The 22,417-nt window shown below is 71.5% G+C and carries 19 protein-coding genes; 10 read left to right on the forward strand and 9 right to left on the reverse strand.

What is annotated here, in order from left to right:
• The first annotated feature begins 30 nt into the window (after positions 1 to 30).
• From ddaH to N8N77_RS11205, 3 genes are all read left to right on the forward strand, one after another.
• Positions 31 to 900, forward strand: coding sequence for a dimethylargininase (gene ddaH, locus N8N77_RS11195; RefSeq protein WP_396652831.1), 870 nt, complete (start codon positions 31 to 33; stop codon positions 898 to 900).
• Positions 897 to 2,075, forward strand: a complete 1,179-nt coding sequence (gene rocD, locus N8N77_RS11200) for an ornithine--oxo-acid transaminase (RefSeq protein ID WP_261166949.1) — start codon at positions 897 to 899, stop codon at positions 2,073 to 2,075. Before ddaH ends, rocD begins: the two co-directional genes overlap by 4 nt.
• Before the next feature lie 107 nt (positions 2,076 to 2,182).
• On the forward strand, positions 2,183 to 3,037 hold the full coding sequence (locus tag N8N77_RS11205; RefSeq protein WP_261166950.1) for a PfkB family carbohydrate kinase: 855 nt from the start codon (positions 2,183 to 2,185) through the stop codon (positions 3,035 to 3,037).
• 31 nt (positions 3,038 to 3,068) lie between these two features.
• On the opposite strand, the gene N8N77_RS11210 is transcribed toward N8N77_RS11205, so the two are convergent.
• Both N8N77_RS11210 and N8N77_RS11215 read right to left on the reverse strand, forming a co-directional pair.
• The gene (locus N8N77_RS11210) at positions 3,069 to 4,427 is read right to left on the reverse strand and encodes an MFS transporter (RefSeq protein ID WP_396652836.1); all 1,359 of its coding nucleotides are present in this window, start codon (positions 4,425 to 4,427) and stop codon (positions 3,069 to 3,071) included.
• A gap of 5 nt (positions 4,428 to 4,432) precedes the next feature.
• Entirely contained in the window at positions 4,433 to 4,969 is a 537-nt protein-coding gene (locus N8N77_RS11215; protein ID WP_314732526.1) for a MarR family transcriptional regulator, read from the reverse strand.
• Between the two features lie 83 nt (positions 4,970 to 5,052).
• Here N8N77_RS11215 and N8N77_RS11220 point away from each other — a divergent pair, with 83 nt between their 5' ends.
• On the forward strand, positions 5,053 to 5,913 hold the full coding sequence (locus N8N77_RS11220) for a lysophospholipase (protein WP_261166952.1): 861 nt from the start codon (positions 5,053 to 5,055) through the stop codon (positions 5,911 to 5,913).
• 44 nt (positions 5,914 to 5,957) lie between these two features.
• A complete protein-coding gene (locus tag N8N77_RS11225) occupies positions 5,958 to 7,007 on the forward strand; it encodes a biotin/lipoate A/B protein ligase family protein (RefSeq protein WP_261166953.1) in 1,050 nt (349 codons plus the stop codon).
• A gap of 25 nt (positions 7,008 to 7,032) precedes the next feature.
• On the opposite strand, the gene N8N77_RS11230 is transcribed toward N8N77_RS11225, so the two are convergent.
• Entirely contained in the window at positions 7,033 to 8,697 is a 1,665-nt protein-coding gene (locus N8N77_RS11230) for a RecQ family ATP-dependent DNA helicase (RefSeq protein WP_261166954.1), read from the reverse strand.
• Between the two features lie 127 nt (positions 8,698 to 8,824).
• Here N8N77_RS11230 and N8N77_RS11235 point away from each other — a divergent pair, with 127 nt between their 5' ends.
• Both N8N77_RS11235 and N8N77_RS11240 read left to right on the forward strand, forming a co-directional pair.
• A complete protein-coding gene (locus tag N8N77_RS11235; RefSeq protein ID WP_261166955.1) occupies positions 8,825 to 9,814 on the forward strand; it encodes an LLM class F420-dependent oxidoreductase in 990 nt (329 codons plus the stop codon).
• Between the two features lie 98 nt (positions 9,815 to 9,912).
• Positions 9,913 to 11,358: an MFS transporter gene (locus N8N77_RS11240; protein WP_261166956.1), complete on the forward strand. Its 1,446-nt coding sequence runs from the start codon at positions 9,913 to 9,915 to the stop codon at positions 11,356 to 11,358.
• A 90-nt stretch (positions 11,359 to 11,448) separates the two neighbouring features.
• Here N8N77_RS11240 and N8N77_RS11245 read toward each other — a convergent pair whose 3' ends face one another.
• Positions 11,449 to 13,494 carry a PhoX family phosphatase gene (locus tag N8N77_RS11245; RefSeq protein WP_261167153.1) on the reverse strand — a complete coding sequence of 682 codons (2,046 nt, stop codon included), beginning with the start codon at positions 13,492 to 13,494 and terminating at the stop codon, positions 11,449 to 11,451.
• 319 nt (positions 13,495 to 13,813) lie between these two features.
• Here N8N77_RS11245 and N8N77_RS11250 point away from each other — a divergent pair, with 319 nt between their 5' ends.
• A complete protein-coding gene (locus N8N77_RS11250; protein ID WP_261166957.1) occupies positions 13,814 to 14,962 on the forward strand; it encodes an AI-2E family transporter in 1,149 nt (382 codons plus the stop codon).
• A 42-nt stretch (positions 14,963 to 15,004) separates the two neighbouring features.
• Here the strand turns inward: N8N77_RS11250 and N8N77_RS11255 are convergent, their stop codons facing one another.
• Positions 15,005 to 15,508, reverse strand: a complete 504-nt coding sequence (locus tag N8N77_RS11255) for a nitroreductase family deazaflavin-dependent oxidoreductase (RefSeq protein ID WP_261166958.1) — start codon at positions 15,506 to 15,508, stop codon at positions 15,005 to 15,007.
• Between the two features lie 57 nt (positions 15,509 to 15,565).
• Positions 15,566 to 17,209, reverse strand: a complete 1,644-nt coding sequence (gene pgm / locus N8N77_RS11260; RefSeq protein ID WP_261166959.1) for a phosphoglucomutase (alpha-D-glucose-1,6-bisphosphate-dependent) — start codon at positions 17,207 to 17,209, stop codon at positions 15,566 to 15,568.
• Positions 17,210 to 17,308: 99 nt separating this feature from the next.
• Between pgm and pheA the strand changes: the two genes are divergently transcribed.
• Positions 17,309 to 18,262: a prephenate dehydratase gene (pheA, locus tag N8N77_RS11265; RefSeq protein WP_261166960.1), complete on the forward strand. Its 954-nt coding sequence runs from the start codon at positions 17,309 to 17,311 to the stop codon at positions 18,260 to 18,262.
• A gap of 149 nt (positions 18,263 to 18,411) precedes the next feature.
• On the opposite strand, the gene N8N77_RS11270 is transcribed toward pheA, so the two are convergent.
• Complete coding sequence (locus N8N77_RS11270) at positions 18,412 to 19,464, reverse strand: LLM class flavin-dependent oxidoreductase (protein ID WP_261166961.1); 1,053 nt, start codon at positions 19,462 to 19,464, stop codon at positions 18,412 to 18,414.
• 165 nt (positions 19,465 to 19,629) lie between these two features.
• Here N8N77_RS11270 and N8N77_RS11275 point away from each other — a divergent pair, with 165 nt between their 5' ends.
• Positions 19,630 to 21,393 (forward strand): sodium:proton antiporter, encoded by a 1,764-nt coding sequence (locus N8N77_RS11275; RefSeq protein ID WP_261166962.1) that lies wholly within the window; start codon positions 19,630 to 19,632, stop codon positions 21,391 to 21,393.
• 11 nt (positions 21,394 to 21,404) lie between these two features.
• Here N8N77_RS11275 and N8N77_RS11280 read toward each other — a convergent pair whose 3' ends face one another.
• Both N8N77_RS11280 and N8N77_RS11285 read right to left on the reverse strand, forming a co-directional pair.
• Positions 21,405 to 21,635, reverse strand: coding sequence for a helix-turn-helix transcriptional regulator (locus tag N8N77_RS11280; protein WP_261166963.1), 231 nt, complete (start codon positions 21,633 to 21,635; stop codon positions 21,405 to 21,407).
• Complete coding sequence (locus tag N8N77_RS11285) at positions 21,632 to 22,255, reverse strand: hypothetical protein (protein WP_261166964.1); 624 nt, start codon at positions 22,253 to 22,255, stop codon at positions 21,632 to 21,634. Before N8N77_RS11285 ends, N8N77_RS11280 begins: the two co-directional genes overlap by 4 nt.
• Between the last annotated feature and the right edge of the window lie 162 nt (positions 22,256 to 22,417).

Below are 22,417 nucleotides of genomic sequence, written 5' to 3' on the forward strand. Positions count from 1 at the left end.
CGCCGCCCGTTTCACGACGAGGAGCGATCCATGTCCCAGATGTCCGTCGCCGCCGCGCCCACCGCCGAGCGCACGCAGCATCCGCGCCGATACCTGATGTGTCGTCCGGATCACTTCACGGTGTCGTATTCGATCAACCCGTGGATGGAGCCGGCCAATCCCACCGACACGGCGCTGGCCGTGCAGCAGTGGCAGCGGCTCCACGACACCTACCTCGAGCTGGGGCACGAGGTGGAGCTGATCGACCCCGTCGCCGGGCTGCCCGACATGGTTTACACCGCCAATGGCGGTTTCGCGATCGACGGCCGCTTCTACGCCCCGCGCTTCCGCTTCGAGGAGCGGAAGGGCGAGGAGCCGGCGTTCATCGACTGGGCGCGCGGCCACGGGTTCGAGGTGGTGCTGCCGCAGTTCACGAACGAGGGTGAGGGCGACTTCCTGCTCGCGGGCGACGTGATCCTCGCCGGTCGCGGGTTCCGCTCCAGCGATGACAGCCACCGCGAGGTCGCCCGGGTCTTCGACCGGGAGGTCGTTTCGCTCACGCTCGTCGACCCGCGCTTCTACCACCTCGACACGGCGCTCAGCGTGCTCGACCCGGTCGTCGCCGAGGGGCAAACGCCCACGGTCGCGTATCTGCCCGACGCCTTCGACGAGGCCAGCCGCGCCGAGCTGGAGCGGCGCTTCCCCGACGCGATCCGGGTCGCCGACGCCGACGGCGCCGTGTTCGGGCTCAACTCGGCCAGCGACGGCAAGAACGTCTTCATCTCGCCGCGCGCCACGGGGTTCGAGGCGCAGCTGCGTGAGCGCGGCTACAACCCCGTGCTGATCGACCTGTCCGAGCTGCTGCTCGGCGGGGGCGGCATCAAGTGCTGCACGCTCGAGCTGCGGGGAGGCGCACGATGACCGCCGAGGCGCACGTCGCACGCAACTACAAGCCCCTGCCCGTCACCATCGCCTCCGGTGAGGGTGCCTGGGTCACCGACGTCGAGGGCCGCCGCTATCTCGACCTGCTCGCGGGCTACTCGGCGCTCAACTTCGGGCACGGGCATCCGGACCTTGTTGCGGCCGCGACGGATCAGCTGGGCCGCGTCACGCTCACCAGCCGGGCGTTCCGCTCGGACCGCCTGGAGCCCTTCGCCGCCGCCCTCGCCGAGCTGTGCGGCAAGGACCTCGTGCTGCCGATGAACACCGGTGCCGAGGCGGTGGAGACGGGGATCAAGGTGGCGCGCGCCTGGGGCTACCGGGTGAAGGGTGTGCCGGCGGACCGCGCGAAGATGGTCGTCGCGCACGGCAACTTCCACGGGCGCACGACGACGATCGTGGGCTTCAGCGACGACCCGGACGCCCGCGACGCCTTCGGTCCGTACGCGCCCGGTTTCGTCGCGGTGCCGTTCGGTGATGCCGCGGCGCTGGCCGCGGCGATCGACGACGACACGGTGGCCGTGATGATCGAGCCGATCCAGGGCGAGGGCGGGGTGGTGATCCCGCCGGACGGGTACCTCCGCGAGGTGCGCGAGCTCACGCGCGAGCGCAACGTGCTCTTCATCGCCGATGAGATCCAGTCGGGCCTCGGCCGCACGGGTGAGACCTTCGCGTGTGACCGGGAAGGGGTCGTGCCCGACATGTACCTCCTCGGTAAGGCTCTGGGCGGGGGCATCCTGCCCGTCTCGGCCGTCGTGGCCGACGAGGAGGTGCTGGGCGTGCTTCGCCCGGGCGAGCACGGTTCCACCTTCGGCGGCAACCCGCTGGCTGCGGCGGTGGGGCTTGCCGTCGTCGGCCTGCTGCGCGACGGCGGCTTCCAGGAGCGCGCGCTCGCCCTCGGCGAGCACCTCGGCACCCGCCTGGACGCCCTCGTCGGCCGGGGCGTCGTCGGTTACCGACGCGCCGGCCTGTGGGCCGGCGTCGACATCGATCCCGCCGTGGGCACGGGTCGCGACGTCGCCGAGGCGCTGCTGGCTCGCGGCGTGCTCGTGAAGGACACGCACGGCCAGACCATCCGCATCGCCCCGCCCCTCGTCATCCGCGCCACCGAGCTCGATTGGGCCATGGAGCAGCTGCAGGTCGTCCTCTCCCGCTGAGGGACCGCGCGGCCGCGGGGCGGCTCCGGCCGCCCGCGGCCGCGCGGGGCGAGACCAGTGGAGGTGGCGCGTTGGCCGCGCCGCCGGTGGGCCCATACGATCGGTGGATGGACCCTATCGTGGTGGTCGGCGACGCCCTCATCGACGAGATCCGCGACGACGCGGGCGTCCGCGAGTTCGTGGGAGGTGCCGCGCTCAACGTGGCGGTCGGGCTCGCGCGGCTCGGCGCGGAGGCGACGCTGATCGCGATGGTCGGCGACGACGGGCCTGGCGAGCGAATCCGTGACTTCCTCGCGGAGCACGGCGTGCGCCTGATCGCGTCCCCGTCGCCGCTCGGCACCGCCCGCGCCGTGAGCACGCGCGTGGGCGGCGAGCCGCAGTACGTCTTCAACGAGGCGGCCCGGAACCGGCATATCTCCTTCGATGCCGCGGCGCGCGATGCCGTGACGCGGGCGCCCCTCGTCGCGGTCAGCTGTGTCGCGCTCGATTCGCCCGGCCAGGTGACCGAGCTCGCGCGCACGCTCTCGGACGCGCGGTTGGCGATCGACCCGAACCCGCGGGAGGGGATGATGCGCGATCGCGCCGCGTTCGTCGACGGGTTCTCGCGCCTCGCCGCCGGAGCAGCTCTCGTCAAGGTCGGCGCCGACGATGCCGCTCTCCTCGGGCTCGGCAGCGTCGACGACCTGGCTCGACGGCTGCGCCGCGACGCATCGGCCGTGCTCGCCACGCGCGGATCCGGCGGCGCGACGATCCTCGCCGGCGAGCGGGAGCTCACGCGGCCGATCGCGGACCTGCCCGGCCCGATCGTCGACACGATGGGCGCCGGCGACGCGATGTTCGCGTCGTTCGTGGCGGCGCTCGCCGCCGATCCGCATCCCGACTGGGCAGGGGTGCTCGACCGCGCGCTGCGCGTGGCCGCGGCCACGTGCCGCGCGGAGGGTGCGCTGCTGCGCCTGCCCTGAGCCGCCGCCCGGCGCTCGGTGGGCGGCGGGGTCAGCGGCGCGCGGCCGGCTCGGCGTCGGGGTCGTCGTCGACGATCGAGATCGGGGTGGTGCTCGCGATCTCCTCGCTGAACTCCTCGGGCGCGGGGCCGGGCTTGACGATGACGGGGATCGACACCGTCTCGTCGATCGAGAACCCCAGGCGGCGATGCTCGTGGCGGTGCAGGCGCCCGGAGGCGATGAGCCACGTCAGGCCGATGACGCACGAGATCAGGCCGCCCACCGCGCCGGTGTTGATGGCGGCGCGCGGGCCCCACTCCGCGGCGATCCATCCGACGATGGGCGCACCCACGGGGGTGCCGCCCATGAGGATCGCCATGTAGATGGCCATGACGCGGCCGCGCACGTCGGGCGGTGTCGTCGTCTGCACGTAGCCGTTGGCGGTGGTCAGCATCGTCACGGTGGCGAACCCGATCCCCACGATGACGAGGGCGTACAGCCAGTAGCTGGGCATGAGCGACGACAGGAACGCGATCGCGGCGAACCCGCCCGTCGCGGCGATCACCACCCGCATCCGAGCGCGGTCGCGGCGGGCCGCCATGAGGGCGCCGGCGAGGGACCCGATCGCGATGATCGAGCTGAGCAGACCGAAGCCGTCGGCCTCCCTGCCGAACTCGAGCGCCATCGTGGAGGCGTAGATGGGGAAGTTCATCGCCAGCGCGCCCATCAGGAAGATCATCACGAAGATGACCACGAGGTCGGGCCGCGTGCGCACGTAGCGGAACCCGTCGCTGAGTCGCGAGCGGTTCTTCTGCAGGGCACGCGGCTGCAGCTCGTGCGTCCGCATGAGGAGGAGGGCGGTGATCATCGCCACATACGTCGCGGCGTTGAGCAGGAACACCCATCCCGACCCGATCGCCACGATGAGCACACCCGCCACGGCGGGGCCGAGCATGCGGGCGCTGTTGAACGAGGCGGAGTTCAGCGCGACGGCGTTGGAGGCCAGCTCGTGCCGCACGATGTCGGTGACGAACGTCTGTCGGGCGGGGTTGTCGAACGCCGCGACGATGCCCATGGCGAACGCGAAGCCGTACATCATGCCGAGCGTCATCGCGTCGTTCAGCAGCAGGATCGCCGTCGCGACCGACAGCAGCCCGAGCAGCGTCTGCGTGACGATGAGCAGGAAGCGTCGGTCGAAGCGGTCGACCACCCAGCCGGTGAGGCCCACCAGCAGCAGCGGCGGCGCGAACTGCAGCGCCATGGTCAGGCCCATCGCGCCGGCGTCGTTGTCGGTGAGGTAGGTCAGCACCACCCAGCTTTGCGCCGTGGACTGCATCCACGACCCGATGTTCGACACCAGGGCGCCGAGGAACCAGACGCGGTAGTTGAACGAGGCGAAGGAGCGGAACATCGCGTTCATGCGCGGCTCCCGTCCTGTGCCGGCTCGGCCGCGGCCGTCTCGGCCTGCGCGGCGGGCTCGGACGGCGCCGGCTGCTCCGGCGGCGGATCGGCGGTCAGGCGCGGGTCTCGCTCCACCTCGCGCAGGATGATCTCCGCGGCCCGGCGCACGACGGCGCGGTCCTCCGGCGAGAGGTCCGCGAGCACGCGCCCCAACCACTCGTCGCGCCGGCGGGTGGTCTCCTTCACGACGGCGCGCCCCGCGTCGGTGATCGCGATGACCACGCGGCGCCGGTCGGCCGCGTCCTCGGTACGGGTGAGGAAGCCGCGCTCCTCGAGGGCGTTGACGGTGCGGTTCATCGACGGCGCCGTGATGCCCTCGCGCTCGGCCAGGGCCGAGAGCGTGTGCGAGCCGAGGGAGCTGAGATGGGCGAGTACCGCGAACTGGCCATCGGTCATGTCGGCCACGGCGCGCTGCTGCCGCATGCGGCGGGAGAGGCGGAAGGTGGCGGCGCGGATCTCGGATGCGTCGGAGGAGAGTGAATCGTTAGCCATGCGAACCTTTAGTTTAGCTCATTAGCTTTGCGAACGGAACCCGCGTGTCGCCTCCGGCCGAGCCGGTCGATAGGGTGCAACTCATGCCCGAGTTCACCGACGCGTTCGGCGTCGCGATCGTGTACGACGTCCACGAGCCCGCAGCCGCAGCCCCGCGCGGCGTCGTCCAGCTGCTGCACGGGGTCGGCGAACACGCGGGCCGTTACGCCCACGTCGTCGAGGCGCTCACCGATGCGGGGTTCGTCGTGTACGCCGACGACCACCGCGGGCACGGGCGCACGGGGATGAAGCAGCACGGCGACGCGCGCCTGCTCGGCCGGCTGGGCAGGGGCGGCCACCCGGCCGCTGTCGCCGCGGTGCGCCGCCTCAGCGGCATCATCCGCGAGGAGCGCCCCGAGCTGCCGCTCATCCTGCTGGGGCACTCGTGGGGCTCGTTCCTGGCCCAGATGCTGCTGGACGCCGACCCGGCCGGGTACGACGGCGTCGTGCTCAGCGGTTCCGCGCTGCGGTGGCCGGGCTCGCTCAACGCCGGCAACCTGAACGCGCGGTGGGCCGGTCCCGGCGCCAACGGCCTCGAATGGCTCTCGACGGATCCGGCCGTCGCGAGCGCGTTCCACGCCGATCCCCTCACCACCGTCACGCCGCTGCGCAAGCTTTTCGGCACGCGGGAGGCCGCGCGCCTCTACGGGCGCCCGCGCCGCGGACTGCGGGACGCCGCGGGCCACGACGTCCCCATCCTGCTCCTGGTGGGACGCGACGACTCGGTGGGCGGTCCTCGCTCGGTGCACCGACTGGCGCAGGCGTACCGGGTGCGCGGCGGGCTCGAAGACGTCACGACGCTCGTCTACCCCGACGCCCGACACGAGATCGTCAACGACGCCAGCTGGCCACGGGTGCGGGCCGATCTGCTCGCCTGGCTCGACGCCCGCTTCCCCGGCCGCTGACAGCGACCGCCCGGCGCGGGCCCACGCGGTCGTAGGGTGGGACCATGCACGGTGAGTTCAAGGTGCCAGGGGGCAAGCTCGTCGTCGTCGATCTCGATGTCGTGGACGGCAGGATCAGCGACTTCCACCTGGCCGGCGACTTCTTCCTCGAGCCGGACGACGCGCTGCTCGACATCAACGCCGCCGTCAACGGCCTGCCCGACACCGCCGACGTCGCCCGGATCGCCGCGGCCGTGCGCGGCGCGCTGCCGGAGGGTGCCCAGCTGCTGGGCTTCACGCCCGAGTCGGTCGGCACCGCGGTGCGTCGCGCCCTCGTCACGGCGGCCGGCTGGCGCGACTTCGAGTGGGAGATCGTCGACGACCCCGCCGTCTCGCCCATGATGAACCTCGCGCTCGACGAAGTGCTCACCGAGCGCGTCGGGGCCGGCGAGCGGCGCCCCACGCTGCGCATCTGGGAGTGGGACGAGTCGGCGGTCGTGATCGGCTCCTTCCAGTCCTACCGGAACGAGGTGGACCCGGAGGGCGCCCGCAGGCACGGCTTCCAGGTGGTGCGCCGCATCTCGGGGGGCGGGGCCATGCTCATGGGCGCCGAGCAGATCATCACCTACTCGCTGTACGTGCCGGCCTCGCTCGTCGCGGGTCTCACGTTCGCCGATTCGTACGCCTACCTCGACGACTGGGTGCTGCAGGCACTGCGCTCGGTCGGCATCGACGCGACCTACCAGCCGCTCAACGACATCGCCAGCCCGACGGGCAAGATCGGCGGCGCCGCGCAGAAGCGGCTGGCGAACGGCGGTGTGCTGCACCACGCCACGCTCAGCTACGACATCGACGGCCAGGTGCTGAACGAGGTTTTGCGGATCGGCCGCGAGAAGCTCAGCGACAAGGGCACGGTCTCGGCGGCGAAGCGCGTCGACCCGCTGCGGAGTCAGACGGGTCTGCCGCGCCGGGCGATCATCGACCGCTTCATGGAGACCTTCGCCGCCTACACCGGCGCTCAGCGCGGCACCATCACGCCCGAGGAGTACGCGGCGGCCGAGGAGCTCGTGCGCACCAAGTTCTCCACCGACGCCTGGCTGCACCGCGTGCCGTAAGCGGCGTGCGCCCCGCGGGCTGATCTCAGGTCCGCAGCAGGTCGTTCTCCTCGACGAGGTCGACGGAGAGCACCTTGTAGCCCTGGCTCTCGAAGAACACCGTGATGCGGTCGTCCTCCACCGACGTGACCGTGCCGTCGCCCCATTCGCGGTGCTGCACCCGCTGGTCGACGCGGTACTCGCCCTCCGTGGGGGAGGCCTCGGCGTCGTCGAAGGCCGATCCGCTGGTGCACGTGTCGCAGTTCCCGCACGGTTCCTCGAGTTCCTGCCCGAAGTAGCCGAGCAGCACCTGCCGGCGGCATCGGCGGGTCTCGGCGTAGCCGCGCAGCATGTCGACGCGGGATTGGTCGATGCGCTCGCGTTCCTCCGAGCGCGCGAGGGCCGCCTGCACGGCCTCCTCGTGATCCACCCCGCGCCGCAGGGCGGCGCCGTTGCGGCTCAGTCGCACGAAGGCGGTGTCCTCCAGCAGTGCCAGCAGCCCCGTCACCCGCCGCGGCGAGAGCCCCGCCGCCTCCGCCAGGTCGCTCCTGCGCCGCCTGCCGTCCGCCAGCGCACCGACGAGGCGGCGCAGCTCCTCCGCGTCGGGGTTCTTGGACGCGAAGAACCGCCGGAGCGAGAGATCCTCGGGCCGGTAGTGCAGGGTGCCGCTCGCGGCCGCCCCGTCACGCCCCGCGCGCCCGAGCTCCTGGTAGTAGGCGTCGACCGAGTCGGGAGCGTCCGCGTGCACCACGAAGCGCACGTTCTCCTTGTCGATGCCCATGCCGAACGCCGAGGTGGCCACGACCACGTCGACCACGTCGTCCAGAAACTCCTCGTGCACGCGGTTGCGCTCGCTCACGCGCAACCCGGCGTGGTACGCGACGGCACGCAGCCCGCGCTCGCTCAGAGCCGCGGCGTACTCTTCGCTCTCACGCCGCGTGGCGGTGTACAGCAGCCCGGGCCGCGGGAGCGCGGCGACCTCATCGAGCACGGCATCGCGCTTCTCGCCCGCGTCGGTGTGGCGGCGCACGGTCAGGGTGATGTTGGGGCGGTCCACATCGCCGACGAGCACGGCAGGGTCCCGCAGCCCCAGGCGTCGCACGATCTCCTCGCGCACCGGGGTCGACGCCGTCGCCGTGAGCGCGACGATCGGAGGGCGCCCCAGCCGTCCGGCCATCGCCCCGACCATGAGGTAGTCCGGGCGGAAGTCGTGCCCCCACGAGGCGATGCAGTGCGCCTCATCGACGACGAGGAGCGAGACGTCGAGGGCGGCGAGCTCGGCGATGACATCGTCCTTCACCAGTTGCTCGGGTGCGAGCAGCACGTACTCGACCTCGCCGTCCTTGAGGCGGCGCCACGCCTCGCGCCGCGCCCGCGCGCCGCGGGCGGAGTTCAGCGCCACCCCCTCGGGCGCATCCGGCGCCTCCTCCAGGCCCACGAGCTGGTCCTCCTGCAGCGCGATGAGGGGCGAGACGACGACCGTGACGCCTCCCAGGAGGGCCGCGGAGATCTGGTAGACGGCCGACTTGCCCGATCCGGTCGCCCAAACCGCGAGGACATCGCGGCCCGAGACCGCCTGCCGGATCGCGTCGCGCTGGGCCGGGCGCAGGCTGTCGAGGCCGAAGGCGCGGCGCGCGACCTCGTCGATGCGCTCCGGTGGGACGGGATCCTTCGCGCGCGCGGCGTCCGTTTCATCGTCCCTGCCCGTCATTCCCCCAGCCTGCCGCGGACCGCGGGCGGCCGCGCGGGCTTGACAGGTGCGCGCCGCTCGTCCACGACGCCGCCTCCCCGCGGGTCGGGGCTCTCGCGGCGAGCCGGGCGGGAGTAGCGTGAGCGCTATGCGATTCGGAACCTTCATCCCGCAGGGCTGGCGCTTCGACCTGGTGGGCATCGATCCCGCCGATCAGTGGACCACGATGAACGGGCTGGCGCAGCGTGCCGACGCCGGCCCCTGGGAGTCGATCTGGGTTTACGACCATTTCCACACCACCCCCGTGCCGAGCGCCGAGGCCACGCACGAGGCGTGGACGCTGATGGCGGCCTTCGCGGCGTCGACGAGTCGGGTGCGGCTGGGCCAGATGTGCACCTGCATGAGCTACCGCAACCCCGCCTACCTCGCGAAGGTCGCGGCGACCGTCGATCACGTTTCGGGCGGCCGGGTCGAGATGGGCATCGGCGCGGGATGGTACGAGCACGAGTGGCGCGCCTACGGGTACGGCTTCCCCGACGCGCCCGCCCGGCTGCGCATGCTCCGCGAGGGCGTGGACATCATGCAGCAGGCCTGGCTGACGGGATCGGCCACGCTCGACGGCGAGTTCTATCAGGTGGACGGCGCGATCGTGCAGCCGTTGCCGCTGCAGGACGGCGGCATCCCGTTCTGGATCGCCGGCGGCGGCGAGAAGGTGACGCTGCGGATCGCGGCCCAGTACGCCTCCTACACCAACTTCGCCGGTGGGGATCCCGAGGTGTTCCGCGCCAAGAGCGAGATCCTGCGCGGTCACACCGACCGGATCGGGCGGGACTTCGCCGAGATCACACGTTCGAGCAACTTCAACACCGTCATCGCGGAAACGGAGGCGGAGGTGGAGGAGCGGCTCAAGGCACTCGAAGCGCGACTCGCCCCCCACCTGGGCGACACACTCGAGCGCATCATGGGCGAGTACCGCTCGCCCAGCGCGCTCGTCGGCACGGTGGAGCAGGTCACCGAGAAGCTCGCCGCGATCGGCGAGCTGGGCATGGACTACGCGATCACCTACTTCCCCGAGGCGGCCTACGACACCTCGGGCCTGGAGCTGTTCGAACAGAAGGTCATCCCGGCGCTGTCCTGATCGCCGCGGCGCGGCCGCGCGGCGGGTGAGAGCACCTGCCGCGCGGCATCTCGCGCCGGCCGTATCGCATGTCGGAGGCGGCGCCTAACCTGGGCGCCATGGAGACCTCCACCCACCCGGGCGACGGCGACGCGTCGCAGCCGCCCACGCATCCCGGTGACGGGTCGGCAGCGCCGCCCGTCTCGCACGACGCCACCGGCCAGGCCGTCGTCGTCCCCTCCGACGGATTCCGCCGTTTCCTCCACGTGCTCGTGAACACGGCCGTGGCGAACATCACCACCAGCTTCCTCTGGTTCGCCCTGACCTTCTGGATCTACGCCGAGACGCGCAACGTCATCGCGACGGGCGTGATCGGCGGTGCGTACATGCTGTTCGTGTCGCTGTTCAGCATGTTCTTCGGCACACTCGTCGACCGCTTCCGCAAGAAGCCCGTCATGGTGTGGGCCACGCTCATCGCGCTGGCGGTGTTCGTGCTCGACTCCGCCTTCTTCTTCGTCGTCGGCGAGGGCGCCATCACCGACCTCACGGGCCCGGCGTTCTGGATCTTCGCCGTCGTCATGCTCGCGGGCGCCGTGGTCGAGCAACTGCGCAACATCGCGCTGTCGACCACCGTGACGCTGCTCGTCCCCGACGAGCGTCACGCGAACGCCAACGGTCTCGTCGGCACGGTCCAGGGGCTCGCGATGCTCGTGACGAGCGTTTTCAGTGGGCTGTCCGTCGGGTTCCTCGGCATGGGATGGACGCTCGTCATCGGTGTGTCCGCGCTCGCGCTCACCATGATCCACCTGCTCGTGCTGCAGATCCCCGAGCGCCAGGTGGTGCGGGCCGAGCAGCAGGTGAAGTGGGTCGACATCCGCGGCGGCTGGCTGGCCGTGCTCGCCGCCCCCGGCCTGTTCGCCCTCGTGCTGTTCACGACGCTCAACAACCTCGTCGGCGGCGTGTACATGGCCCTCATGGACCCGTACGGCATCGATCTGTTCGGCGTGCAGGGCTGGGGCATCTGGTTCGCCGTCGCCTCGACCGGCTTCATCGTGGGCGGCGCGCTCATCGCCTCGCGCGGCCTCGGCAAAAAGCCCATCCGCACGATGCTGCTCGTGGCCGTGCTCATCGGCGTGATCGGCGCGGTGTTCGGAATCCGCGAGTGGGGCTGGCTGTTCATCGTGGGCATCTGGCTCTACATGGCGCTGGTGCCCGCCGTGGAGGCGGCCGAGCAGACCGTCATCCAGCGGGTCGTGCCCTACGAGAAGCAGGGCCGCGTCTTCGGCTTCGCCATGACGTTCGAGGCCGCCTCGGCGCCGATCACCGCGCTGCTGATCGCGCCGATCGCCGAGCTGTGGATCATCCCGCACATGCGCAGCGCGGAGGGCCAGGCGCAGTGGGCGTGGCTACTGGGTACCGGCGAGTCGCGCGGCATCGCGCTCATCTTCCTCATCGCGGGCCTGATCTGCACCGTCCTCGCGCTCCTCGCGTTCCTCACGCCGCAGTACCGCCTGCTCTCGTCGCAGTACGAGGCCAGCGCGCCGAAGGAGGCGGAGACGGCGTAACCCGACGCGCGGGCGACGCGTGGCGGCGGAGGCCTGACGCAACGACGGCCCCGGACCATGAGGTCCGGGGCCATCGCTGCTGAACGTCGCTCAGGCGCGCGTCACCTGCACGACCGAGGGGCGCGGACCGCCCCACTTGCCACCCGAGAGGGTGCCGGCCGGCACGTAGTCGGGGAAGTAGGAGTTCTGCGCCTCCCACGACCCCTCCTCACCCGGGTGCTGCACGGCGACGAAGACGCTCCGGTCGCGGTCGTGGATGACGGGTCCGCAGGTCTCGGCGTCGCGCGGCACCGCGAGGAACTGCTGCACGTTGCCGCGTTCGGCGCCCTCCAGCGGCACGCGGAACAGGCCGTCGTTGTAGCCGATGGTGCCCGGCTGGCCGTCGGTCGAGATCCACAGGTTGCCCTCGGAGTCGAACGCGAGGTTGTCGGGGCACGAGATCGGCGACACCTTGTCGGCCGGGAACCCGGCGAAGTAGGTCAGCGCGTTCGTGGCCGGGTCGCCGGCCAGGATGAGGATGCTCCAGCCGAACGTCGTCGCCGTCGCGTCCTCGCGGGCCTCCGTGATCTCGATCACGTGGCCGTCGCGGTTGACATTGCGCGGGTTCACCTCGGTGGCGCCCTCGTTCGACCCGGTGCCGCGGTTGGTGTTGTTCGTACAGGCGACGTACACGCGGCCGGTGCGCGGGCTCGGCTCGACGTCCTCGCAGCGGTCCATCTTCGTCGCGCCCACCGCGTCGGCCGCGAGGCGCGTGAAGACGAGCACCTCGTCCGTCGACATGCCGGGAACCACGCTCTCGTCGTCGATCACCAGCGGCACCCACTCACCCGTGCCGTCGAACTGCCCGTCCGACGGCAGCGCACCGGTTCCCGTGATCTCCGAGATCGGAGAGTCGCCGGTGAAGCGCGCGACGTAAAGGCTGCCGCTCGAGAGCAGCCGCTTGTTGTGCTCGCGCGCCTTGGCGCTCTTGCCGGGGCGGAACGTGTCGCGCGAGACGAACTTGTAGAGGTAGTCGAAGCGTTCGTCGTCACCCATGTACGCCACGGCGTGCCCCGAGGCGGAGATGGTCACGTTGGCGCCCTCGTGCTTCATGCGCCCCATGGCCGTGTGCTTCACCGGGGCGGCGGTCGGGTCTTCCGGGTCGATCTCGATGATCCAACCGTGGCGGTGCGGCTCGTTCTCGTACCCGTCCTGGCGGGCGTCGAAGCGCGGATCCACCGCCTCCCAGCCGTAGCTGGACGCGCTCGGGCTGAGGCCGTATCGGCGAGCGCCGCGCGCGGCGACCGAATCGCCGGTGTTCTCGGCGCGGAAGTAGCCGTTGAAGTTCTCCTCGCCCGAGAGCACCGTGCCCCAGGGCGTGGTGCCGCCGGCGCAGTTGCCGAAGGTGCCGAGGATCCGCCGGCCCGCCGGGTCGTCCTTCGTCTTGAGCAGGTCCGATCCCGCGGCGGGACCGTCGACGGCGAAGGGTGTGCTCGCGGTGACCCGGCGGTTGCGCGGGGCGCCGACGACGTAGGACCACGGCGTCCCCTTGTGCTTGCGCCGCAGCTCGACGATCGACATGCCGTGTGCGGCCATGGTCACGCGCAGCTGCTCGAGGCGCTCCTCCTCGCTCCCGGCCGGCGGGAACATGATGGGGGCGTTCGTGTACTCGTTGTTCGCCACGAGCACCGCGCTCTTACCGTTCGGGTGCGCGATGATGTCGAGGTAGTCGCAGTTGTAGCCGAACTGCCTTGCCTGCTTCTCGGCCGTCTGCGCGTGCGGGTCGAAGGCGTCGGCGCGGTCGAAGAGCGGGTCGCCCCAGCGGATGATCGGGTCCCAGCGGAAGCCCTCCGGCACGGTGACGGCGTCGACCGTGTAGGGCACGGGCGCGATCGGGGTGAAGCCGAAGGCCGCGCCCCCGCCCTTGCCGACCTTCGCGGCCGCCGCGGGCTCGGCGCCGGCGAGCAGGTTCGCACCGATCACCACGGCGGCCGCCGCGGCGGCGCCGCCGAGAGCCGCCCGGCGGCTGAGCACGGCGTCCGCGATGTCGCGGAAGTAGCCGTTGTCGCTGGTGTTCGGCGCGGGATGGAAGCAGGCGTTGTCGCACTTGTAGAGGCACGTCACGGGGCTGCGCTTGCCGTGGGTGCGGCCGCTCATGAGCAGCGTGAGCAGCGGGCGGCGCTCGGGCTTCGGCGTGCCGGAGCTGTCGTCGGCGGACGAGTTCGCGGCGGGATCCATGAGGAGGCTCATGGGTCCTCAACCTGGTCGCGGTTCCTGAGAAACGAGGAACGTGCGGGTGAACGGACGGTGAATCGCGGTTGGACGTCCCGTGTTCCGCGTGTCGACTCCCCATCGGCTCTCCGGGCAGGAGCCGTCCTACCCTGCGCTGTTCGGGCGCGCTGGTGGGGAGTGCTGAGTCGGCGTGGTTCGACAAGGGGTTGCGGCATCCCGCACCCGAGGCGGCAGGATGGAGCGCATGGTGTTCAGCAGGAAGCGCTCCGCCCCGCCCGCGCCGGCCGTCGTCGCGCCGCAGCCGCCAAGTCGCGCGCGGGCCGCGTGGTCGGACGGGCTGGGGTTGTTCGCCATCCGCGCCGTCCAGATCATCGCGATCGTCATCCTCGGCGCCGGACTGGTGTGGGGGCTGCGGTCGCTCACGCTCGTCGTGATCCCGCTGATCCTGGCGCTCATCTTCGCCGCCGCGTTCGAGCCGCTGATGCGATGGATGCGGGCGCGGATTCCCGCGGTGCTGGCCACCGTGCTGCTGCTGCTGGCGATCGTGCTCGTCGTCGGCGGACTCGGTTGGGCGATCGTCGCTCAGGTGAGCAACCAGGCGGCCGACCTCTACGCCAGCGCCCAGCAGGGCGTGCAGCAGGTGATCGAGTGGGTCAACACGCTGCCGTTTGCGCCCTCGCAGGAGCAGATCAACGAGTGGATCGTCGCGCTGCAGGAGTTCGTGACAAGCGCGCAGTTCGGCTCCAGCGTCGGCAGCGGCGCCGTCGCGGGATTCGGCGCCGTCGCGAACTTCGTCGCCGGCTTCGTGCTGATGGTCGTCGTGCTGTTCTTCTTCCTGAAGGACGGGCCCGAGATCTGGGCGTTCCTGCTGCGTCCCTTCGAGGGCGAGTGGTACGGCCGCATGCGGCGAATCGGCTCCAAGAGCATCGACACGCTCGGGGCCTACGTGCGCGGCACGGCGGCCGTGGCGGCCGTCGACGCGATCGGCATCGGCATCGGCCTGTTCGTGCTGCAGGTGCCGCTGGCCCTCCCGCTCACGCTCGTCGTCTTCCTGCTCGCGTTCATCCCGATCGTCGGCGCGACCGCCGCGGGCATCCTCGCGGCGCTCGTCGGCCTCGTGGACGGCGGGCTATGGACTGCCGTCATCATCGTCATCATCGTCGTGGCCGTGAACCAGCTGGAGGGCAACTTCCTGCAGCCGGTGCTGATGGGCCGGGCGCTCAAGCTGCACAGCCTCGTCGTGCTCGTCGCCCTGACCATCGGTACCGTGCTGTCGGGCATCCTCGGTGCCATCCTGGCCGTGCCCATCGCCGCCGTGGCCTGGGGCGTCGTGCAGGTCTGGGATGGCCCCGACCTGCCCGCGCGCTGGGCGCGCCGCAAGCCGCGTCACTGATCGCGGCGCCGGTCGAGTTCGCGCAGCCGGTTGCTGCTGCCGCTACCGGTCGAGCTCGCGCAGCAAGCGCAGCCGGAATAGGCGCACCTGTCGACCCGAGTCGCGCTCGTACCCGCGGTATCCGGGCCACTGCCGCTCCAACCGCGCCCAGGCCGCCTCGCGCTCGTCGGGGTCCGTGTCGATCCGCGTCGCGACGACGTCATACCGGCGTCGGCCGACGGTGATCCGCGCCTCGGGATGAGCGATCAGGTTATGGGTCCAGGCCGGGTGCCGGTCGCGCGCGAAGTTGCTGCCCGCGACGATCGCGTTCCCGCGTCCGTCCGGCGTATACATCAGCTCGGTGGCTCGGGACTCACCCGAGCGCGCGCCGACCGTGTGCAGCGTGAGCGAGGGGACGAGCAGCCCGCTCACCTGCACGCGCCCGCCGCTCAGGCGCCGCGCCAGGCGCTCGGCGCCCGGCAGCAGCCGCGGGCCCAGCGCGCGGAACGCCCGGGTGCGGCTGAGCGGGGCCAGCGTCCTGCGCACCACGGTCAGGATCCGCGGCATGACCGTTCTCCTCGCGGTCGGCGCCCGACCCGGTGAATCGCGCGCCGCCCCCACATCTCAGCCCTCGAAGACGGCGTCGACCACGGCGCGGGCCTCGGCCTGTACCTGAGCGAGGTGCTCCGGTCCGCGCAGCGACTCGGCGTAGAGCTTGTAGACGTCCTCGGTACCCGAGGGACGCGCCGCGAACCACGCGTGCTCGGTCTGCACCTTGAGACCGCCGATCGCCGCGCCGTTGCCGGGGGCGTGCGAGAGCTTCGCGGTGATCGGCTCGCCGGCGAGCTCGGTCGCGGTGACCGACTCGGGCGAGAGTGCCTTCAGGGCCGCCTTCTGCTCGCGCGTCGCGGGGGCGTCGACGCGGGCATACGACGAGGCGCCGAACGCCTCCTCGAGCTCCGCATAGCGCCGCGACGGTGTCTTGCCCGTGACTGCGATGATCTCGGCGGCGAGCAGGCACAGGAGGATGCCGTCCTTGTCGGTCGTCCACACCGATCCGTCGCGACGCAGGAACGACGCGCCCGCGGACTCCTCGCCTCCGAAGGCGACCGAGCCGTCCAGCAGGCCCGGCACGAACCACTTGAACCCGACCGGGACCTCCACGAGGCGCCGACCCAGCGACTCGGCGACGCGGTCGATCATCATCGACGACACCAGCGTCTTGCCGATGGCCGCATCGGCCGGCCAGGACGGGCGGTGCGCGTAGAGGTAGTCGATCGCGACCGCCAGGTAGTGGTTCGGGTTCATCAGGCCCGCGTCGGGGGTGACGATGCCGTGGCGGTCGGCGTCGGCGTCGTTGCCGGTGATGAGGTCGAACTCGTCACGCCGCGCGACGAGCGACGCCATGGCGCTCGGGGACGACGGATCCATCCGGATCTTCTCGTCCCAGTCGAGCGTCATGAACCGCCACGTCGGGTCGACGTCCGGGTTGACGACGGTCAGGTCGAGGCCGTACACCTCGGCGATGAGCTGCCAGTACTCGACCGACGCGCCCCCCAGCGGGTCGGCGCCGATGCGCACGCCGGCGGACCGGATCGCGTCCATGTCGATGATGGTGCCGAGGTCGCGCACGTACGCGTCGCGGAAGTCGTAGCCGGCGAGGGCGTCGGCGTCGAGGTCGGCGAAGCGCACGCGGCGCACACCGTCGAGGCCGGACTCGATCAGCTCGTTGGCCCGCGCGGCGATCCACTCGGTGGCGTCGGTGTCGGCCGGCCCGCCGTGGGGCGGGTTGTACTTGAAGCCGCCGTCGGACGGCGGGTTGTGGCTCGGCGTGACGACGATGCCGTCGGCGCGGGCCGGGTCACCGGCGTCTCGCCCGCGATTGTGCGTGAGGATCGCGTGGCTGAGCGCCGGCGTGGGCACCCACGAGTCACGGGCGTCGATCCGCAGGTCGACGCCGTTCGCGACGAGCACCTCGATCGCGCTGCGCTCGGCCGGCAGCGACAGCGCGTGCGTGTCACGCCCGAGGAAGAGCGGGCCGGCGATGCCCTCGCGGTTGCGGTAGTCGACGATCGCCTGCGTCGTCGCGAGGATGTGCGGCTCGTTGAAGCTCGCGCTCAGGCTCGACCCGCGGTGACCGCTCGTGCCGAACGACACCCGCTGGGCGGGCACCGCCGGATCGGGCTTGAGGTCGTAGTAGGCGCTGATCAGCGCGTCGATGTCTGCGAGGTCCGAGGGCTCGGCGGGCTGTCCTGCGCGGCTCGTCATTCCTCCAGTCTGCCAGGCATCGTTACCCGACGGTTATGCGTCCGGTGTGGATCGCGGCGGCGGTGCGCCCGAAGCGGAGCCCGGGATACGCTGGCCTTCATGTCGATCGAGCCCGGTGCGCGTCGTGTCTACAGCTATCTCGGCCCCGCCGGAACCTTCACGGAGACCGCGCTCGAGCAGGTTCCCGAGGCGCGCGGGCAGGTCTGGAAGCCCGTGCACAACGTGGGTGAGGCTCTCGGCGATGTCGCCTCGGGAGCCAGCGACGCGGCGATGATCGCGATCGAGAACACCGTCGAGGGCGGCGTCTCGAGCGCGCAGGACGCGCTCGCCGACACCCCAGGGCTGCGGATAGTCGGCGAGTACCTCGTGCCGGTGACGTTCGTGCTCGTCGCGCCGCGCGGCACCCGCCTCGCGGACGTCACCGACATCGCCGCGCATCCGGTGGCGTACGCACAGTGCCTGCAGTGGCTGGGCGAGCACGTGCCGGGACACCGTGCCGTGGTCGCCGGCAGCAACGTGGCCAGCGCGATCGGTCTGCTCGACGGATCCCTGCCCGCCCAGGCGGCCATCGCCGCACCCGGTGTGGTCGGGCGCTACGACGTCGACGTGCTGGCCGAGAACATCGGCGACAACGAGCACGCCGTCACGCGCTTCGTGCTCGTGACCCGCACCGTCGCGCCGCCCGAGCCGACCGGAGCCGACAAGACCTCGCTCGTGGCCGAGCTGCCGTCGGAGGAGCCGGGTGCGCTGCTGGAGATGCTTGAACAGTTCGCCACCCGCGGCATCAACCTGAGTCTCATTCAGTCGCGCCCGATCGGTGATCGCATGGGCCGGTACCGCTTCGTCATCGACGCCGACGGCCACATTCGCGACGAGCGGATGGCCGACGCGCTCATGGGGCTCAAGCGCTTCAGCCCGAAGGTGACGTTCCTCGGCTCCTACCCGCGCGCCGATCGCAAGATCGTGCAGTACCCGGACCGCTACGCCGACGAGGCCTTCGCCGACTCGCGCGACTGGCTGCGGGGGCTGCTCTCGGGCGAGCCCGACGCCTGAAGCGCGTCGGTTTCGATCCGGCCGCGTCCGAGCCCCTCGCGCGGTTCGCGCCGCTCTGCTCCGTCGACGATCGGTCGGCGTGGTCGCTTCCGTTCGACCACCGGAGGCGCGAGGCGCCAAGGCGGAGAGGAGTCGAGAGAGCGCAGCGGTCAGGCCATCGCGGCGGTGAGCAGCTCGAGCGTCTGCACCCGGCCCGTGGGCTCGTCCAGCGGCTCGCTCGCGTACGAACCCGCCACCGCGGAGATCATGATCTCGTCGACCTGATGGGTGGCGGCGAACTCGCGCAGCTGGGTGGCCGCCTCGTCCGGCGTGCCGACGATCCAGCGGCTCATCGTCTGCTCGATGAACGACTGCTCCATCGCGTCGGGCTTCTCGGCGAGTGCCTCGTCCACCGTCTCGATCGGCCGCATCGGCTTGTTCGTACGCATCCGCGCGAACTGGCGGGCCTGGGGCAGGGCTCGCTCCTGCGCCTCCTCGCGCGTGGGCGCGACGATGACGTTGGCCGTGACGAACGACTTCGGCGCCGGCCGTGCCTCCGTCGCCTGGAACCCGCTGCGGTACAGCGCCATCGCGCGCTCCAGACCGTCGCCGGCGAAGTGGTTGGCGAAGACGTAGGGCAGTCCGAGCTGCGCGGCCAGCTGCGCGGAGTAGTCGCTCGATCCCAGCAGCCACACCTCGGGGACCGTCGTGGCGGCCGGCGTCGCGTGCACCGCGTACTCGCCGCCGGAGACGAAGCGGACGGTCGCCCCCTCCGGGCTCACGAGCGACATGATGTCGGTCACGTGCTCTGGGAAGCGCTCCACGTCGCTCGTCGTGCCGGACCGCCGCAGCAGCTGCGTGATGACAGGGTCACTGCCGGGCGCCCGTCCGATGCCCAGATCGATGCGCCCAGGGGCGAGCGCCGACAGGGCGGCGAACTGCTCCGCGACGACGAGGGGGGAGTGATTGGGCAGCATGACGCCGCCGGACCCCACGCGAATGCGCTCGGTCACACCCGCAGCCGCCGCGATCAGCACCGGCGGCGCCGTCGATGCGACGGCGGGCATGTTGTGATGCTCCGCGAACCAGTAGCGCCGGTAGCCCAGCTCGTCGGCGCGGCGGGCCATCGCCATCGAGGCCGTCACGGCCTGTGCGCTGGTCTGGCCGGTGCGCACCGGCACCAGGTCGAGGACGGACAGGGCGGGGTTCGCGTGCTCGCTCATCCCTCGGTCCAACCCCGCCGACCGCGCGGGCATTCCCCTGCACAACGAAGGAGCTTCGCCTCGCGGCGACGGCGGCGGGGGTGATCCCGGCCCTCCTGAGCGCGATGGTCCTTCGTCGTGCAGGGGGCGAATGAGGGGCGGCAGCCTCAGGAATAGGGTCGAGTCATGGGTGTGGAGCTGTTCTACGTGCTCGTCGGATCGGTGGCCGTGGCGGCGTTCGCGCGCTGGCGCGGCTGGCCGGCCCCACTGCTTGTCACCGCCGTCGCGCTCGCCGTGTCGCTCCTGCCGTTCGTGCCCGACGTCGAGATCGACGGGCACCTGCTGCTCAACCTGACCCTGCCGCCGCTGCTCTACTCGGCGGCGTTGGAGTCGTCGTTCGTGAGCTTCCGCTACTCGCTGCCGCACATCCGACGGTTGGGCGTGGGGCTCGTGCTCGTCACCGCGGTCGCCGTGGGCGTGGTCGCGTGGCTCATCATGCCGGAGCTGGGGCTCGCCGGTGCGCTGCTGCTGGGAGCCATCGTCGGGCCGCCCGACGCGGTCTCGGCGGCAGCCATCGGGCGGAAGCTGGGGCTGCCGCGCCGCGTCATGAACGTGATGAGCGGCGAGAGCCTCATCAACGACGCCACGTCGCTCACGCTCGTGCGCGTGTTCGCGGCGGTCGTCGCGGGCGCCACCGTCACCGTGTGGCAGGGGGTGTGGGAGTTCGTCCTGGCCGTGGTGCTGGGCGTCGGAATCGGGCTGGGGTTCGGCGTCGTGCTGCACCAGATCCGCATGCGGTACCCCGACGCGGTGGTCTCGGGCACCTTCGGGCTGCTCATGCCGTTCGGTGCATACGCGATCGCCGAGCACCTGCACGGGTCCGGCGTGCTCGCCGTCGTCGCGATGGGCTTCTACGTGGGCTACCACTCGCCGCGCACGTCCTACACGACCCGCCAGCAGGACGGACCGGTGTGGCACTCCGTCGACTTCCTGCTGGAGAGCTTCGTGTTCGCGTACGTCGGGTTGCAGCTGCCGACCGTGATCCGTGAGTTGTCGAGCACCGACGGCACGCGCACGATCGTCATCGCCGTCGCCGTGCTCGCCGTCGTCATCCTGATCCGACCGCTGTTCGTCTTCGCCTCGTATGCGTGGGGCCAGGTGTGGCAGCGGGTGCGGCTGATGCGGTTCAAGCACGCGGCCGAGGCGTACCGCACCGACCCGCACAGCCGGCGCGCCCGCGCCATCCGGCGCAGGAAGGAGCGGCAGCGGGCGCGCCTGGGCCCCGCGAAGCCGACGAAGGAGGCGATTCGGCGGCGCGTCTTCGAGCCGCCGCTGTCTCGCCGCGAGCGGGTCGTGGTGTCGTGGGCCGGCATGCGCGGGGTGGTGACGCTTGCGATGGCCGCGGCCCTGCCCGACCTCACCGGGGGCGCGATGCCCACCGGGCACGTCGAGGTGCTCGTGGCCGTGGCGTTCGTGGTCACCGTGGGCACGCTGCTGCTCCAGGGGCTCACGCTCACCCCGCTGATCCGCCTGCTCGGCGTGACGGCCGACGAGGAGCGGCGCTCCGACGAGGCCGAGATCGCGCGCATGCGTCGCCTGGGCGCGGAGGCCGGGCTGGAGTACCTGCGTGAGCAGCAGCGTCGCTGGACCGAGGAGCACGGCGAGGAGAGCGCGGAGGCGTTCAAGCGCGTGGCCCGGGCGATGGTGCGCGTCGAGCGGGGCACCGACCGTGCGGATCGCGAGCTCGACAGGGCGCAGGATCTGCCACGCCAGGTGCCGCGCGACGCGCTTGTGGAGCTGTCGAAGGGGTGGCTCGCGGTGCGGCGGCAGGTGCTGCTCGACGAGTGCCGGGCGGGCAACCTCAGCGAGGAGGTCATGCGCGAGCTCTTCGTCGCGATGGACGCCGAGGAGCTGGCCCTCGACACCCGCGGCGCGCTGCGGCCGGACTGACCGGCCGGCGTTCAGTCAGCGCGGACGAGCAGGTCGCCGACCTCACAGTCGAGGGCGCGGCAGATCGCCGAGAGCGTGGAATAGCGGATCGCGCGGGCCCGGTCGTTCTTGAGGACCGAGAGGTTCACGATGCTCACCCCGACCTGCTCGCTCAGAGCGGTGAGGGTCATGCCGCGCTCGGCGAGCAGCTCGTCGAGCCGACAGTGGATGCCGCTGGCCTCCTCCTCCGCCGCCGGGCTCACACGAGCCCCTCGGTGTCGCGCTGCAGGCGGCGGCCGACGCCGACCACCCCGCCGACGAGCGCGAGTGTGAAGCCCCAGCCCACGGGTGCGAGGTCCAGATTGAGCAGAAAGGTGGAGAAGATCCCCTCCATTGCGGGGTTCGTCCGTTCCAGCAGCGCGGTCGTCTCCGCGCGCCCGACGGCGCCGGCGACCTGCCCGCCGATCCCGCCCGCCATCACAATGCTCGCAACCGCAAAGAGAGCGGCGTCGGCGCCGCGGGTGAAGGGCCGCGACCGGATCAGCCCGAGGCCCAGCCAGACCGCGATCGCGCACGTGCCGATGGTTGCCAACGCGGGCAGAGCGCCCTCGAGGAACAGCATCGATCGGATGGACGCCGGAGCGGCCGCCAGGGTGACTGCGGCGCTCTCGTATCGGGCGGAAGCGGCACCCGTCGGCGGCGCCAGGGGTGCATCGACGAACGACAGGTTCGTCACGGTCACCGTGCGCCCGACGGCATCGACGGCGGCGATCACGATCGCCGCCAGGGCGATGATCGCCACCGCGGCCGCGCCCGTTGCGATGATGCCCAAGGCGATGCGGTCGCCGCGCGACAGCGGTCGCGTGGTGGTGGATGTCGTCACCGTTCCCCCTATCGGATCGTTGTTCACGAAAAACGATAACAACGAATATCGATAAGTCAAGCGTGGTGTCGCCGGGGGGGGGGCGAGGCGCCGCTCGCGGGCGCGGGCGGGAAGAACGACGATGGCCCGCCTCCCCGAAGGGAGACGGGCCATCGTCCGGTC

Source organism: Microbacterium sp. Marseille-Q6965, from assembly GCF_946151065.1.
Taxonomy (GTDB): Bacteria; Actinomycetota; Actinomycetes; order Actinomycetales; family Microbacteriaceae; genus Microbacterium.